Source organism: Roseibium sp., from assembly GCF_051016195.1.
In the GTDB taxonomy this organism is placed as follows: Bacteria; Pseudomonadota; Alphaproteobacteria; order Rhizobiales; family Stappiaceae; genus Roseibium.
In genome coordinates this window covers 3,647,689-3,663,121 of the sequence record NZ_CP134616.1, presented here as the reverse complement: position 1 = coordinate 3,663,121, position 15,433 = coordinate 3,647,689, and the positions used below count along the sequence as shown (strand labels likewise).

The window sequence follows — 15,433 nt, the reverse complement described above, 5'->3', positions numbered from 1 at the left end:
CGGGAAATAGCGTCTAGAAGCAGGTCACAAGGAGCGGGCCGAGCGGCAGTTATGCCGCCGATGCCAAGCCGTGTTTCCGGCGCCTGCAGCGCCAGTCAAAACGAGGACCACATGTCAGTAGATACCGAAACGGTAAAACGCGTCGCGCGCCTGGCGCGCATCAAGGCGAGCGAAGACGATGCCACTCGAATGACGGGCGAGCTCAATGCGATCCTGGGGTTCGTCGAGCAACTCGATGAAGTGAATATCGATGGTGTCGAGCCGATGACGTCGGTCGTCGAGCAGACCATGAAAAAGCGCGCGGACGGGATCACCGACGGCAACAAGGCCGGCGACATAACCCTCAACGCACCGGCCTCTGAAGACAGTTTCTTCATGGTGCCCAAAGTCGTCGAATAAGGACTTTGACCGGATGACGCAGCCCGCACCGACCATTGCTGTCGAAACGCCCATGTCGGACGACATGGGTGCGATGATCGGTGAACTGAACGCGCTGCTTCTGACGCTGTCGCCACCCGAGGCCTGCTATCACATGAGCCCGGAAGACATGGCCGGAGAGGCGACAACAGTGTTTGTCGCCCGCGTCGATGGGAAGGCAGCGGCCTGCGGCGCGCTGCACCGTCACGGCGGCGGCATCGCCGAGGTCAAGCGCATGTACACCCGCCCCGCTTTTCAGGGGTTGGGCATCGGCGGCAGGATCCTTAAGGAGATCGTGCGTCTTGCCGAGCACGAAGGCTATGCCTCGCTTGTGCTTGAAACCGGTGACAGACACCCCGCCGCGTGGCGCATTTACGAACGCGCAGGCTTCACCCGCTGCGGCCCGGTGCTCGACTACCCGGACAGCCCCTATTCCGTATTCTACTCCCGGCCGCTTGCGGCCAGCCAAGAGACACACATGACCGACCTGACCAAACTGACCATTGCCGACGCACGCGAAGGCTTGAAAAACAAGGACTACACGTCGCTTGAACTGACGGACGCGTTCCTGTCAAACATCGAGGCGGCCAACGCGCAGCTCAACGCCTATGTCGCGGTCACCCTGGACAAGGCCCGCGAGATGGCGAGGGCCTCCGATGAAAAGCTCGCCAGGGGGGAAGGCGGTACGCTGGAAGGCATTCCACTCGGCATCAAGGACCTGTTCGCGACGAAAGGCGTGCACACCCAGGCCTGCAGCCACATCCTGGACAGCTTCAAGCCCGCCTATGAATCCACCGTGACCACCAACTTGTGGACCGACGGTGCCGTCATGCTCGGCAAACTCAACATGGACGAGTTCGCCATGGGCTCCTCCAACGAGACCTCCTACTACGGCGACGTGATCAACCCCTGGCGCAAGACCGGCTCAAACCAGGACCTCGTACCGGGCGGGTCGTCCGGCGGCTCGGCAACGGCCGTCGCCGCGCGCCTGTGCATGGGGGCAACCGCCACCGACACCGGCGGCTCGATCCGCCAGCCCGCCGCCTTCACCGGCACGGTCGGCATCAAGCCGACCTATGGCCGCTGCTCGCGCTGGGGCATCGTTGCCTTTGCCTCCTCGCTCGATCAGGCCGGGCCAATTGCGCACACCGTGCGCGACAGTGCGATCCTTCTGAAATCGATGGCCTCCATCGACCCGAAGGACACGACCTCCGTCGATATCGAGGTGCCTGACTACGAAGCCGTCATCGGCAAGTCGGTGAAGGGGCTGAAGATCGGCATTCCCGCAGAATACCGCCTGGACGGCATGCCCGTCGAGATCGAGGAGCTCTGGCAGAAGGGCATTGCCTGGCTGAAGGAAGCAGGCGCGGAAATCGTCGAGATTTCCATGCCACACACAAAATACGCCCTGCCCGCCTATTACATTGTTGCCCCGGCAGAAGCCTCCTCCAACCTCGCCCGCTATGACGGTGTCCGCTACGGCCTGCGCGTCCCGGGCAAGGACATTGTCGAGATGTATGAAAACACCCGGGCGGAGGGCTTTGGAGACGAGGTCAAGCGCCGTGTCCTGATCGGCACCTATGTGCTGTCCGCCGGTTACTATGATGCCTACTACCTGAAAGCGCAGAAGGTGCGCACGCTCATCAAACGCGACTTCGATCTTGCCTGGGAAAACGGCGTCGACGCGATCCTGACCCCGGCAACGCCGTCTGCCGCCTTTGGTGTGGCGGATCAGGAGCTTCATGCAGATCCGGTCAAGATGTACCTGAACGACATCTTCACGGTGACCGTCAACATGGCCGGTCTACCGGGCATTTCGGTTCCCGCCGGCCTCGACAAGGACGGTCTGCCGCTCGGCCTGCAGCTAATCGGCAAGCCGTTCGATGAAGCGACGCTCTTCCAGATCGGACAGGTCATCGAAGACGCCGCAGGGTCCTTCGAACCGCAAAAGTGGTGGGGCTGAACGCTCAAGGAAGTCACATCCTTTTGGCAATCCCGGAGCTGGTCCGGCACCAGAAAACCGCAGATTGCAAACGAGACCCCGGCTCGAGGCCGGGGCGGCATGGGGATAGGCGCATTTTGAGTGCCCTCCCAATCGCACTCAATATTGGTGACCTGAATGCATGACATTGAAACCGTCGTCATCGGTGCCGGCGTTGTCGGCCTTGCGATCGCACGGGCTCTGGCAATCGCTGGCCGCGAGGTCATGGTTCTGGAGCGCCACGGGCTGATCGGGTCGGAAACGAGCGCCCGCAATTCCGAGGTCATTCACGCCGGGATCTATTATCCGCCGGGCAGTCTGAAGGCGAAGCTGTGCCTTCCCGGAAAACATCTTCTCTATCGGTTCTGTGACGAAAACGGCATCGCCTACAAGAAGACCGGCAAGCTGATTGTCGCCTCGAACGAGAGCCAGTTGCCGGAACTGGAACGCCTTCATGCCCAGGCCAAGGCGACCGGCCTGCACGATCTCGAAGTCTACGACGCCAGGAAACTGAAGGAAGTCGAGCCGGCGCTTGACTGCATCAGCGCGCTCTACTCACCGACGACAGGCATCATCGACAGCCATTCCTACATGCTGGCGCTGCAGGGGCATCTGGAAGCTCATGGAGGTCAGGTGGTGCTGAGCAGCACCGTTGACCGGATCGAACAAGCAGCGCAGGGCTATGCGCTTCGCGTGACAAGCGCTGACGGTGACAGCATGCCCCTCACCTGCCGGGAACTCATCGTTTCGGCCGGACATGCGGCCCCCGGCCTGATGGCGGACTTGCCGGGCGCGAACCCGCCAAGGGCCTATCTGGCCAAGGGCAATTACTTCAAGCTGCAGGGCAAGGCGCCATTGTCGCGGTTGGTCTATCCTGTCCCCGAACCCGGCGGCTCCGGCGTCCACATCACCCTCGATCTCCAGGGCCAGGCCCGTTTCGGGCCAGATGTCGAATGGATCGAGAAGATCAACTACGACGTCGATCCGGCGCGCGGAGAGAAATTCTATGCGGCGATCCGGAGCTACTGGCCCGGTCTGCCGGACAATTCCCTCGTACCCGACTATTGCGGCATCCGCCCCAAGATCGTCTCTCCCGGGGAACCCGCCGCCGACTTCCGCATCGACGGACCGGAAGCCCATGGACTTGAGGGGCTCGTCGCTCTCTACGGCATCGAGTCGCCGGGCCTGACATCGTCTCTGGCGATAGGGGATGAGGTTCTGGAAAGGCTTAACTAGTGCACCCGCGCGCTTTCCGCCTCCAGGATTTCGTCCGCATCGAGCGCCGCAATCGGAAGCCTTGTGTCGGTTGGGACATCGCCTGAGAGCTGCAGCGCAAGGTAGCGGCCGCAGCAAACGCGCAGGAAACTCGTGAAATTGCCGAGATCATGCCCGGCGTCTATGCTTTCGTGATGCAGGCGGGTGATCAACTGAACCACATTCATGCCGTCCCGCGCCGCGATCTCATCGAGCACGTTCCAGAAGAAGGTTTCCAGCCGCACGCTCGTCACCATGCCATCAATGCGCAACGACTTCGTGTTGCTCTCCCAGAGTGCGGGATCAGCTTCGATAAAGAGTTTGCACATGGCGTGCTCCCTTAGCTTCCAGGTTCAGCCAGCCTTGATGTTCCAATATAAGGCTTCTCGACGGATGGCCAACCGGCCCGGTATAGGCCTGCCGCTCGCCTGCTTCAAAGACGGCAAGGCTGCGAACTCGACGCCTATCCTTCGAGACGCGCTGGTGCGCTCCTCAGGATGAGGTCGATTGGAAATTGCATCGTGGGGCTTACGCCCAAACTCAACTTCATCCTGAGGAGGACCGTCAGGTCCGTCTCGAAGGATGGGCCGAATTTCCCGGTGTCGCCCATCCAACGCGACCTGATCAGGCCGCGAGCGAACCGGTTGCCGCGCCTCCAAGCACCGCATTGAACTGGGCCAGCCAGGCCGGATGGGCAGGCCAGGCCGGGGCGGTCACGAGCTTGCCGTCGGTCACCGCCGCGTCGACCGCGATATCGGCATAGGTTGCACCGGCAAGTTCAACTTCCGGGCGGCAGGCGGGATAGGCCGACACGGTGCGTCCCTCGATGACCCTGGCTGCCGTCAGGATCTGGGCGCCGTGGCAGATCGCGGCAACGGGCTTGTCGGCGCGCATGAAATGGGTGACGGCGGCAATCACCTCCGCATCGAGCCGGAGATATTCCGGAGCCCGTCCGCCGGGGATCACGAGCGCATCGTAGGCAGTGACGTCGATATCGCCGAAGGTCGCATTCAGCGTGAAGTTATGGCCGCGCTTTTCGGTATAGGTCTGGTCGCCTTCAAAATCGTGGATGCAGGTTGCGACCGCCTCTCCTGCCTTTTTGCCCGGGCACACGGCGTCCACCTCGTACCCCATGGCCAGAAGCGCCTGGAACGGCACCATCGTTTCGTAGTCCTCGGTGAAATCACCCGTGATCATCAGGATCTTGGCACTCATCTCATATCCTCCCGGAGCCTTGAAAACCAATGTGAGCGAACGCTAGCAGGCAAAGGAATGAAACGGGTATTAGGCGGGTACTACAGGCACTTTTTCTGACATTTCATGGAAAGGGACGAGAGCTTTGGATCCCGATCCAGGCGGGTGGGACCGGTGAAGTCATCCGATAGACTTTCCCACGCCGCCGACCTGCGAAATATCTCATTTCTCCCTTGACCCGCTGTTTCCACGATGCCATAACGCGCACCGAACCGTACCGTACGGTTCCGTTGATTTCAGTTTTCTTCGAGCCAAGACAAAGCACATGCCCGCTGCCGCATATGACATCGCCACTTCTCGCCCGGACGCTGCGCCCGAGTTTTCGCCGCGCCAACAGGTGGTTCTGCAGCATGCATTGACGCTCCTGGTGGAAGGCGGTGAAAAAGCGCTGACCACCGCCGGGCTGGCACGTACCGCGAGTTGCTCCAAGGAAAGCCTCTACAAATGGTTCGGGGACCGTGACGGTCTGCTTGCCGCGGTTGTTGCCTACCAGGCCAGCCAGGTCCAGTTTCCCTCCGAGACCGGCGCGACGGCCGATGCTGCGACTTTCCGTGCCCATGTCACCGCTTTTGTGGAAGCCCTGCTCGGGGTTCTCTTCTCGGAGACATCGCTCGCCCTCAACCGGCTGTCCATCGGTCAGTCCAACACCAATTCCAACCGGCTCGGCCACCTGCTTCTTGTACGCGGCAAGCACATGATTTCGGCACGCGCACGCACCATGCTGGAAAGCGGACGCCGGCACGGCCTTCTGAAATTCGACGACGCCGAGGATGCTTACCAGGTGCTTTACGGCCTTGCCATTCGTGACGTTCACATCCGGCTTCTTCTCGGCGAAAACGCAAGCCCGGCCGAGCAGGATCTGACATCCCAGGCGGAGAACGCCGTCGACCGCTTTTACCGGCTGTTCGGGACCTGACCCCGGCTGCCGGCCGACTGGAGACCACCAGCCAACGAAGACCGGACATCAACTCCGGCTCCAAACATGAACAACGAGAATGCAAACGGGAGAAAGGAACCCATGCGCGTTTATTACGATCGTGACGCAGATATCAATCTGATCAAGTCCAAGAAAGTCGCCATCATCGGTTACGGCTCGCAGGGCCGTGCCCATGCCATGAACCTCAAGGACAGCGGCGTGCCGGACATCGCCGTTGCCCTGCGCGAGGGCTCCACCACGGCACTGAAAGCCGAGGCCGACGGCTTCAAGGTCATGACCGTTGCCGAGGCTGCTGCCTGGGCCGATCTCATGATGATGGCAACGCCGGACGAACTGCAGTCGGATATCTACAAGGACCACATCGCCGGCAACATCCGCGATGGTGCTGCGATTGCCTTCGCACACGGCCTCAACGTTCATTTCGGCCTGATCGAGCCGAAATCCTCTGTCGACGTTCTGATGGTTGCACCGAAAGGTCCGGGCCACACCGTACGCGGCGAATACGAAAAAGGCGGCGGCGTGCCTTGCCTTGTCGCTGTCCACCAGGACGCTTCCGGCAACGCGCTCGACCTTGGCCTGTCCTATGCCAGCGGTGTTGGCGGCGGCCGCTCCGGTATCATCGAAACCACGTTCCAGGAAGAGTGCGAAACCGACCTCTTCGGTGAGCAGGCTGTTCTCTGCGGTGGCCTGGTCGAACTGATCCGCGCCGGTTTCGAAACCCTGGTGGAAGCCGGCTATGCACCGGAAATGGCCTATTTCGAGTGCCTGCACGAAGTGAAGCTGATCGTCGACCTGATCTACGAAGGCGGCATCGCCAACATGAACTACTCCATTTCCAACACGGCTGAATGGGGTGAATACGTCACCGGCCCGCGCATCGTCACCGACGAAACCAAGGCGGAGATGAAGCGTGTCCTGAAAGACATCCAGACCGGCAAGTTCACCTCCGAGTGGATGCAGGAGTATCGTGCGGGTGCCGCCAAGTTCAAGGCGACCCGCCGCCTCAATGACGGCCACCAGATCGAGGAAGTCGGCGAGAAGCTGCGCGGCATGATGCCGTGGATCAAGTCCAACGCGCTGGTCGACAAGACCAAGAACTAGGCGATTGCCTGATCATCGATACGGAAAGGCCGGGCAGCAATGCCCGGCTTTTTTTATGCTGCAAAGACTGAACCTTGACAGATGACGTGAGGACACAAGAAGGCGGCACAGTCCCTTGGTTTGACTCGCGATTTGCCACCGCACTGTTTTCACTCGATAGGTTTTTTTTCGATTTTTGCGAAAAATTTTCACAAACTGAGCGAAAAGGCCGAGTTTCCGGGATTGAATTCAGAAATTCTTAATTCCGGCATGTCTCATTGGGGGTCTGCACGCATTCCGGTGGATATGTTTTCTTTAAAATCCACAACCCTACAATTTGATGAAAATCTATTAACCGGCCCTAACAGCATCTAAAAACATTTCAAAGTAGGCTGCCTCAATTGGTCGTTTTCGACGATTAGCGTGTGGAGTGCGTCTGCATGGATTTATTGACGCTTTTTTCGGCAAATCTGCTCTTGCTGCTGATTTTTGCCATATCTTTCCAGGCGATGTCGCTTCGCGTGACGCCGAGCGTGCACTGGCGCAGTTGGGCTGCCGCGAACGGCGTTCTTGTCCTCGCCCTTGTGTGCTTTGCCTTTGAGAGCGTTCTTCCGAGGTTTGTTGCCTATATCCTGCCGAACGCCCTGCTGCTGCTGGGGTTTGGCTTTCACCTTTATGCCGCGCGCGTTCTTGCAAAATTGCCAAACAGGCTGAGCGACGCATTCGCACCGGCGGCGGCCTATCTGATCGTGGGAGCGATTGCCTTCCTGCTGTCGGATGCCACGCTCGCCTATGTCGGCGGCAACTTCATCTTCACGGTCCTTTGCATCGCCACCATCGTTGCCTATACGTCGAAGAATTTCCACGGTCTGATCTCCGTGATCGGCCTTGTGCTCGCATTCTTCTTCCTGGCCGGTGTCGGCGGGCTGAGGGTCTTCCACGGTCTCGTTGGCGAGGGCCCCGCCGGGCCCGGCATGATCAACGACACGATGCAGGGCCTGCACCTGATGAGCGCAATGCTGTTTGTCAGCCTGACGGGCGCATTCTCGACCGCCCTCTCCTTCGAACAGGTGGCTCAGCGGCACAGGGAGGCGGCAAGACGGGATCCCTTGACTGGCGCATTCAATCGCCGCGAATTTCAGGCGCGCCTGGAAGATCTGCTGCACTCCCCGTCGGAAAAGACGTTTGGCTTGCTCAATTTCGACCTGGACCACTTCAAGTTCGTGAATGACACTTTCGGACACCTGTCCGGCGACCAGGCGCTGGTGAAAATCGTCACGACCGTCAAGGCGCAGCTGAGGAAAGACGATTGTTTCGCGCGTCTTGGCGGCGAGGAATTCGCCGTGCTGCTGCCCGACATCTCCCGTGAAAACGCGGCCAAGGTCGCCGATCGTCTCAGGCAGTTGATATCCCGGATCGAATTCGATTTCGCACCCGAGAATTTCAGGATCACTGCCTCCACCGGCATCTACCATGGCAACGGGAATGAACTGGCGATGGAAGACCTGCTGCAGGCCGTTGACGAGAGCCTCTACCGGTCGAAGAAAAACGGTCGCAATTGTGTCACGTTCGCAGGAGAACTGACGGCAACTCCTTGAAGGCAGTCATCGCTAAAGACGATCATGAGTATGTCTCGATCAGTCTGGTGACCTCTTTGTCGCGAGCACTTTCGCTCTTGCCACCGATCACCACGACGATCACCTGCTTTCCCCCGCGCCGCGCTGTTGCCACGAGGTTGTAGCCGGACATGCGGATATAGCCCGTTTTCAGACCATCCACTCCCGACACCTTTCCCAGAAGATTGTTGGTCGCCTTGAAAGTCCGGCCATTATAGGTGAAGGACTTCGCCCTGTAGTAACTGGCGTATTGCGGAAAACGGCGCTTGAGCGCCAGTCCGAGCTTTGCCATGTCGCGGGCGGTGGTCACCTGACCGGGGTCCGGCAATCCCGTCGCGTTTTCGAAACGTGTCCGCGAGAGCCCGAGCGCGCGCGCCTGCTGGGTCATCTGGCGGGCGAAGGCCGTTTCGCTGCCGGCAAGGTTTTCAGCAACGGCAACCCCGACATCGTTGGCGGACCTTACCGAAAGGGCACGGGCGGCCTGTTGAACGGTGATGGTCGTTCCGGCTTTCAATCCGATCTTTGCAGGCGGCTGCGATGCGGCATTCTCGCTGACCGTCAGCGGAGACGAGAGGCTGTACCGCCCCTCCGCAACCGCTTCGAACAAAAGGTAGAGCGTCATCATCTTCGTGAGCGATGCCGGGAACCGCGCGGCATCCGCGTCGACCGCATAGAGCTGTTGACCGGTCGAAGCGTCCAGTACCAGCGCTGAAAAGCCGCGCTCCTCCGCGGTCGCCGGAGCGTAACCGACAACCGGCAAAGACGTGCTTTGAACGGGTGCGTTCGCAACTGCAGAGGCAGAAGAGGCCGATGGCGAAGGTGCTTGTGCAGTCTGGCAGGCAGCAAGCAGCAGGGCCAGGAAAACCGCGCCGACTTTTCTGGTCAGCTTAACGCCTTGAAACATGACTAGTCTCACTCTTGTCCCGGCTCCGGCTTCAGGCCTTCAGCCGGTACCCGGTTTTGAAAATCCAGTGAACGATCGCCAGCGAAACGAACAGAAACAACATGGTCGCTACAAGCGACAACCACAGACTGACATCCGCCTGACCGTAAAAGCTCCAGCGGAAACCCGATATCAGATAAACCACGGGATTGACCAGTGTCACTTTCTGCCAGATTTCCGGAAGCATGTTGATGGAGTAGAAGCTGCCGCCGAGAAACGCCAGAGGTGTCACGATCAGAAGCGGCACGAATTGCAGCTTCTCGAAATTGTCTGCCCAGATGCCGATGATGAAGCCGAGCAGCGCAAAGGTGACGGCCGTCAATATGAAAAAGGTCGCCATCCAGACCGGATGCTGAATCTCGATATCGACGAAGAAGTTCGCCGTAATCAGGATGATCAGGCCCACGATCACCGACTTCGTCGCCGCCGCCCCGACATAGGCAATGGTGATCTCAAGATAGGAAACCGGCGCGGACAGGACCTCGAAAATCGTGCCGGTGAAACGCGGGAAGTAAATGCCGAAGGATGCGTTCGACAGGCTCTGCGTCATCAGCGAGAGCATGATGAGCCCCGGCACGATGAAAGCTCCGTAGCTGACCCCGTCCACTTCCGAGATCCGCGATCCGATCGCAGCACCGAACACGACGAAATAGAGCACGGTCGAAATGACCGGCGAGACCACGCTTTGCATCAACGTGCGTTTCGTGCGTGCCATCTCGGAGATGTAGATCGACTTGACTGCACCCAGATTCATGCGCCCACCTTCTTCAACAGTGCTGTCCTCTCAAACATCCGGTTCTCGTACGAGTTCCAGTCTCATGCGCGGCAAGGTCCTGCCGGGAATAGAGCCGGACGGCGAACGTCCCCTGGTCGTAAACCCCATGCGCGCATAGAACGTTTCGGCAAAAGGGTCGGCGTCAAGTTCGATGTGGCTGAGCCCGATGGTCTTGGCCCGTCTTTCAAGCGTTTGAAACAGCGCGCGACCAACCCCCTTGCCCTTGTAGTCCGGCGCGACGAAGCACGTCTCGAGCTCGCCGCCGTCAGTCTCGCCGGAAGACAGCCGAATACAACCGGCCAGCGATCCGTCGGGAGCCTCCGCGACCCAGAAATCATCGTCCGATATCCAGCTTTCGCGCACGCGCAATTCGTCCACGCAAGCGTCCATGAAGGCATCGTCGTAGCCGTTCGATTGCTTTGAGCGCAAGCAAAGCTCCGTCAGCGCCTCCTTGTCTGAAAGTCTTGCCTGTCGAATGGAAAAGTCCTTGGTCATGTCAGCTCAACTCTTCTTCACCAGGTCCACGAAAATGTCTTCCAGAGACGACTGGTCGGTCTGCAAGTCCTGAAACCGGACGCCGGCATCGGCGAGATCCTTCAAAAGCGCGGTGATGCCGGTTCTTTCAGCGTGTGTATCGTAGGTATAGACCAGCTTGCACCCGGCGTCGGAGAGCTGGAGATTGTGCCGCGCAAGACTTTCGGGCACCGCATTCAGGGGTTCTGTAAGATTGAGTGTCAGGAGTTTGCGTCCGAGTTTGCGCATCAGCTCCGCCTTGTCCTCCACCAGGACAATCTCCCCCTTGTTGATGACACCGACCCTGTCAGCCATTTCCTCGGCTTCCTCGATGTAATGCGTCGTCAGGATGATGGTGACGCCTTTTTCCTTCAGCTCGGTCACGATGCGCCACATGTCATGGCGCAGTTCGACGTCGACGCCGGCCGTCGGTTCATCGAGGAACAGCACCTTCGGCTCATGCGCAAGCGCCTTGGCGACGAGCAGCCTGCGCTTCATGCCGCCAGAGAGCGCCATGATGGGATTTTTGCGTTTGTCCCACAGCGTGAGATCCTTGAGGATGCGTTCAACGAAGGCCCGATCGGGCGGCAGGCCGAACAATCCGCGGCTGAAGGAAACCGTGTCACCTACAATCTCGAACGGTGCCGTGGGCATTTCCTGGGGTACAAGACCGATCATGCGCCGCGCAGCCCGAAAGTCGGCAATTGCGTCATGCCCGCCGACAGTGATGCGTCCCGAAGTCGGCCGCACCAGACCGCAAATCGTGCTGATCAGGGTGGTTTTGCCTGCTCCGTTGGGGCCAAGGAGCGCAAACACCTCGCCTTCCCGGATGTCCAACGACACGGATTTCAGAGCCTGGAAGCCGCCTTCATAGGTCTTTTCCAGATCGCGGACAGAAAGAATGGGCGCCATGAAGACCTGAGCTGACAAGATAATTGAAGTTTTGACCAGACGGCCAAATGCGCGGGTATTGCAACATGTGGGCCGGGAACCTGCAAGATGCAAGGTTGGGTGGTTGTATCGGCATGGGGTCGGTTCGAAAAGCCGGAACCCAGGCGGAACTCCCTTTGGTGTCCGGTTTCAAACCCGCGCCCCAAAACGGCCAAATCCAAAAGGCGGCAGAAATGGCTGTACCTTAGTACAGTGTCTTTCGGTAGCTCTCTTCCAGCTTCTGGTCCATTGCGGTCAGTTCCTCATCGCTCGCAGGCGTCTCGGCTGTTTGATCCGTGATGATTTTCATAAGGGACGGCATGCCGCTGCGGTCCTGAAACCTGTCCGTGTCCCATAGATGCGACCGCCGGAAGGCCTTCGCGCAATGCATGAAGATGCTTGTTATCGTAACGACAATTGCGACTTTGGGACTGCGCCCGTTAACGCTCATCGCGTCGAGCAACTCGGGATCGACAACAAGGGCCGCCTGTCCGTTGACGCGCAGCGTGTCGTCAAAGCCCGGCACGACGAAAAGCAGTCCGACGCTCGGGTTGGAAACGATGTTGACGAGACTGTCGAGGCGGTTGTTGCCGGGACGGTCGGGAATGGCAAGCGTGTGCGGGTCGAGAATCTTGACGAAACCGGGCGGATCGCCGCGCGGACTGACATCCGCCTTGCCGTCCGCGTTTTGCGTCCCAAGGCACAGGAATGGTGAGCGTTCGATGAAGTCCCGGGCATGTTTATCGAGCGTTGCCATGCACTTTTTCGCGGCCAGTTCATGGGTCGGCGGGAACAAGCCCCTCAGCGCAGTCTCATCCTTGATCACATATTCCGGTTTTGGCTCGAACGCTGTCATTTCCTCACCTCGCCGCTTTGAGGCCTCTGCAGAACCAGATCGACGCCATCGGATGACCAGTTTTGTCTTGAGTGAGGCACTGGTTTGGCGCCGTCGCTTATCCCGGCTCGTTCAAGATCGATTGGGTTCGCAAACATGTATGAGGTACGTACCTCGTCTCTCTATACGCTGTCAACGCGAGCGACTTGAACCGGAGGCCTGGCGCCGGGCCTGCTTTTCGTCACCGGTTCAAGGCGGTGCCAATCGCGCAGGACGGCTTCAACACTGTTTCCGATCCGGAAACACTGCGTCATGACGCTTGCAGCTGGGTTTCCCGCGGATCCGCGCTATCTTGAGCGTGAACCAAACTATCGGGAGCCCGGCGCGCAGCACGCCCGCACCAAGCAGGAACGAAATCCATGTCCATCCGTCCGGTCACACATATTGGGTCCACTCAGCCGACACTCGAAGGCGCAGGCGTCAAGCTCGAAAGGGTCTTCGGCTTCCAGGACCCTGAAATGCTGGATCCGTTCCTGCTTCTGGACGATTTTCGAAACAACCGTCCAGAAGACTACCTGGCTGGCTTTCCATGGCACCCGCATCGCGGCATAGAGACGATCACCTACGTCCTAGCAGGCACCGTGGAACACGGTGACAGCCTGGGCAACAAGGGCGATCTCGGTGCCGGGGACGTTCAATGGATGACCGCCGGCCGAGGCATCATGCACCAGGAAATGCCCAAGGGAGATGCCAAGGGCCGCATGCACGGCTTTCAGCTCTGGGCCAACCTGCCCTCCTCGCTGAAAATGACCGAGCCGCGCTACCAGGATGTCACCGCGAACGAGATCCCGGTCGTCACCGACGATGACGGCGCGTCTGCCCGCATCATCTGCGGCGAATTCTGGGGCAAACGCGGCCCGGTCGACGGAATTGCAGCAGAACCCCAGTATCTCGACCTTCATGTGCCGGCGGGACGGAAAAAGCGCTTCAAGGTCGACACCTACAAGCAGACATTCGCCTATGTATTCGAAGGATCCGGCACATTCGAAGGAGCATCCGACCCGTTCGGTGTTCTGACCGAAAAGGAATTCGGCGGCGAAGAACTGAAGATCCGCGACCAGACCGGCGACCGCACGCTCGTCATTTTCGGAACCGGCGACGAAATCGTGGTGCAGGCAGGCGACGAAGGCATCCGCTTCCTGCTGGTATCCGGCGCGCCCATCAAGGAACCGGTCGCCTGGCATGGACCGATTGTCATGAACACACGCGATGAACTGGTTCAGGCCGTAACGGAACTGCAGAACGGCACGTTCATCCGGTAGATACGGGCCGTCACTGTCTCAACGGCGAGCCCGGGACCAGGTTCCCGGAAAACCGTGGCTCAATACGGCGGTCGGACAGCATCATATCGTTTTCCGGCCTTCCGTGACGCATCGGCCGGCGCGGCAAGTTGAACGGCGATTATCCTCCGCCTGACGGAGGCGGCACTTACAGCTCTTCGCAGATGCCGCCGCCTTGTAACGTTCACATTCTCTGGATAGGGGTCTCCGGCAAGCAAAAGGCCGGACCCTCATGCCTCTCAAACTCAGACCCGCCACCCTCGCCGACGCCCCCGTCCTGACCGGCATTCTTCACCGCGCAAAGGCGTCGTGGGGGTATCCGGACGACAAGATGGCGGCGTTTCGCGAAGCCTGGGGTATCCGAGAAACCACGATCCGGTCGATGCAGATAACGGTTGCCGAACAAGATGGGGTACCAATCGCCTTTTCGGGCGTTGTTCCGCAAGACGAAGAGACGCTGCTTGTCGATTACCTGTTTGTCGACCCCACAATGCACGGACGGGGAATCGGAGGTCTGTTGCTGAAACGCGCCGAAGACATTGCCCGGCAGAAAAAGCTCACGCGCCTCTGCCTGGAGTCGGACACCCATGCCGGTACCTTCTACGCAAAGCAGGGCTTTCGAACCTTTGACACCCGTCCAAGCGAGATGTCGCCTGGAAGCGACATGCCCCTCATGGAGAAAAGTCTTCCCGCCTGTGTGCACGAACTCTCGCGTGCTGAGTTAAGTGTCACGAACCGGCCCTGGCGTTTTGAAATCGAATACGCAAACGAAATCGCCGCGCATTTCGAAGAGGCAAAGAAACGGATTTCGCTTTTGTGGAATCGGCGCACGCTGAAGCTGACGGACTACACATTTCAAAACGGTATTTTTGAAGGATCTTGTTCGGAAAGCTCTTATGCTGCGCATCTCGCGTGGCGGGACTGGGGTGCGCCGGACGCCAGCGCTTTCAACCTCTTTGGATCAGCCATCATCCGGAGCCGGGGCGGCGCACTGCTCTACGGTGTCATGGGTCCTCACACGGCAACAGCGGGAATGATCTATCCGCCAGGGGGAAACCTTGACCTGAACGACGTCACGCCTGAGGGCAAGGTGGACGTGATCCGGGCAATCGATCGGGAATTGGAAGAAGAGACAGGACTGCGTGGTGCCGACTTGAGGAGGGCCGAATTGCTGGCTGCCTTCGACGGACCACGAATTTCCATCGCGCGGGTGTTCGATAGCGATGCGGAAACTGAAGATCTGCGACGAAGCATCATGGAGCATTCGGCTGCATCGGAAGAGCAGGAACTCTCCGATATTCATATCATACGGTCTCGCGATGATCTCGATGACCCGGCAATCGTGCCATTCGCGCGTGAAATTGCACATTACCTGTTGCGCTGACGCTGGCCCTGAACCTGGCCCTGGAGCCCGTAGCAAGGTCCGCACCCGAGGCTCTTGGAGGACCGTCAATGGTTTGTTCACCAAGAACACGCGGTAGGGACTGGCGGGACCCGGCCAGACATGCAAAAGTCCGCTCACCCCGGTATCAAGGGTCGGGAGAATCTCCAGGGAGAA

The 15,433-nt window shown here is 59.4% G+C and carries 15 protein-coding genes and 1 pseudogene; 9 read left to right on the top strand and 7 right to left on the bottom strand.

The window, feature by feature from the left end; genetic code table 11:
- The first annotated feature begins 111 nt into the window (after nt 1-111).
- The 4 genes and pseudogenes from gatC (at nt 112) to RDA78_RS16690 (ending at nt 3,634) form a co-directional block, all read left to right on the top strand.
- Nucleotides 112-399 (top strand): Asp-tRNA(Asn)/Glu-tRNA(Gln) amidotransferase subunit GatC, encoded by a 288-nt coding sequence (gene gatC / locus RDA78_RS16705; protein ID WP_434050947.1) that lies wholly within the window; start codon nt 112-114, stop codon nt 397-399.
- A 13-nt stretch (nt 400-412) separates the two neighbouring features.
- Nucleotides 413-763: pseudogene (locus RDA78_RS16700) on the top strand (GNAT family N-acetyltransferase); the annotation flags it as partial.
- 132 nt (nt 764-895) lie between these two features.
- Entirely contained in the window at nt 896-2,380 is a 1,485-nt protein-coding gene (gatA, locus tag RDA78_RS16695) for an Asp-tRNA(Asn)/Glu-tRNA(Gln) amidotransferase subunit GatA (protein ID WP_434056165.1), read from the top strand.
- Nucleotides 2,381-2,536: 156 nt separating this feature from the next.
- Nucleotides 2,537-3,634, top strand: a complete 1,098-nt coding sequence (locus tag RDA78_RS16690; RefSeq protein ID WP_434050946.1) for an NAD(P)/FAD-dependent oxidoreductase — start codon at nt 2,537-2,539, stop codon at nt 3,632-3,634.
- On the opposite strand, the gene RDA78_RS16685 is transcribed toward RDA78_RS16690, so the two are convergent.
- Together RDA78_RS16685 and RDA78_RS16680 are read right to left on the bottom strand one after the other, a co-directional pair.
- A complete protein-coding gene (locus RDA78_RS16685; RefSeq protein ID WP_434050945.1) occupies nt 3,631-3,981 on the bottom strand; it encodes a ribbon-helix-helix domain-containing protein in 351 nt (116 codons plus the stop codon). The genes RDA78_RS16690 and RDA78_RS16685 overlap by 4 nt on opposite strands.
- Before the next feature lie 295 nt (nt 3,982-4,276).
- Nucleotides 4,277-4,867 carry a DJ-1/PfpI family protein gene (locus RDA78_RS16680; protein WP_434050944.1) on the bottom strand — a complete coding sequence of 197 codons (591 nt, stop codon included), beginning with the start codon at nt 4,865-4,867 and terminating at the stop codon, nt 4,277-4,279.
- A gap of 304 nt (nt 4,868-5,171) precedes the next feature.
- On the opposite strand from RDA78_RS16680, the gene RDA78_RS16675 reads away from it, so the two are divergent.
- The 3 genes from RDA78_RS16675 to RDA78_RS16665 all read left to right on the top strand — a co-directional run bounded on the left by RDA78_RS16675 (nt 5,172) and on the right by RDA78_RS16665 (nt 8,521).
- Nucleotides 5,172-5,822, top strand: coding sequence for a TetR/AcrR family transcriptional regulator (locus RDA78_RS16675; protein ID WP_434050943.1), 651 nt, complete (start codon nt 5,172-5,174; stop codon nt 5,820-5,822).
- 102 nt (nt 5,823-5,924) lie between these two features.
- Nucleotides 5,925-6,944, top strand: a complete 1,020-nt coding sequence (gene ilvC / locus RDA78_RS16670) for a ketol-acid reductoisomerase (RefSeq protein WP_434050942.1) — start codon at nt 5,925-5,927, stop codon at nt 6,942-6,944.
- Nucleotides 6,945-7,363: 419 nt separating this feature from the next.
- Nucleotides 7,364-8,521 carry a GGDEF domain-containing protein gene (locus RDA78_RS16665; RefSeq protein WP_434050941.1) on the top strand — a complete coding sequence of 386 codons (1,158 nt, stop codon included), beginning with the start codon at nt 7,364-7,366 and terminating at the stop codon, nt 8,519-8,521.
- A 22-nt stretch (nt 8,522-8,543) separates the two neighbouring features.
- Here RDA78_RS16665 and RDA78_RS16660 read toward each other — a convergent pair whose 3' ends face one another.
- The 5 genes from RDA78_RS16660 to RDA78_RS16640 all read right to left on the bottom strand — a co-directional run bounded on the left by RDA78_RS16660 (nt 8,544) and on the right by RDA78_RS16640 (nt 12,556).
- Nucleotides 8,544-9,443 (bottom strand): D-alanyl-D-alanine carboxypeptidase family protein, encoded by a 900-nt coding sequence (locus tag RDA78_RS16660; protein WP_434050940.1) that lies wholly within the window; start codon nt 9,441-9,443, stop codon nt 8,544-8,546.
- 31 nt (nt 9,444-9,474) lie between these two features.
- Nucleotides 9,475-10,236 carry an ABC transporter permease gene (locus RDA78_RS16655; RefSeq protein WP_434050939.1) on the bottom strand — a complete coding sequence of 254 codons (762 nt, stop codon included), beginning with the start codon at nt 10,234-10,236 and terminating at the stop codon, nt 9,475-9,477.
- 30 nt (nt 10,237-10,266) lie between these two features.
- Nucleotides 10,267-10,752, bottom strand: coding sequence for a GNAT family N-acetyltransferase (locus tag RDA78_RS16650; protein WP_434050938.1), 486 nt, complete (start codon nt 10,750-10,752; stop codon nt 10,267-10,269).
- A 6-nt stretch (nt 10,753-10,758) separates the two neighbouring features.
- Nucleotides 10,759-11,682, bottom strand: coding sequence for an ABC transporter ATP-binding protein (locus tag RDA78_RS16645; protein ID WP_434050937.1), 924 nt, complete (start codon nt 11,680-11,682; stop codon nt 10,759-10,761).
- A 223-nt stretch (nt 11,683-11,905) separates the two neighbouring features.
- Nucleotides 11,906-12,556 carry a pyridoxamine 5'-phosphate oxidase family protein gene (locus RDA78_RS16640; protein ID WP_434050936.1) on the bottom strand — a complete coding sequence of 217 codons (651 nt, stop codon included), beginning with the start codon at nt 12,554-12,556 and terminating at the stop codon, nt 11,906-11,908.
- A 398-nt stretch (nt 12,557-12,954) separates the two neighbouring features.
- Here RDA78_RS16640 and RDA78_RS16635 point away from each other — a divergent pair, with 398 nt between their 5' ends.
- A complete protein-coding gene (locus tag RDA78_RS16635; RefSeq protein ID WP_434050935.1) occupies nt 12,955-13,857 on the top strand; it encodes a pirin family protein in 903 nt (300 codons plus the stop codon).
- Between the two features lie 250 nt (nt 13,858-14,107).
- A complete protein-coding gene (locus RDA78_RS16630; protein WP_434050934.1) occupies nt 14,108-15,259 on the top strand; it encodes a GNAT family N-acetyltransferase in 1,152 nt (383 codons plus the stop codon).
- The last annotated feature ends 174 nt before the right edge of the window (nt 15,260-15,433 follow it).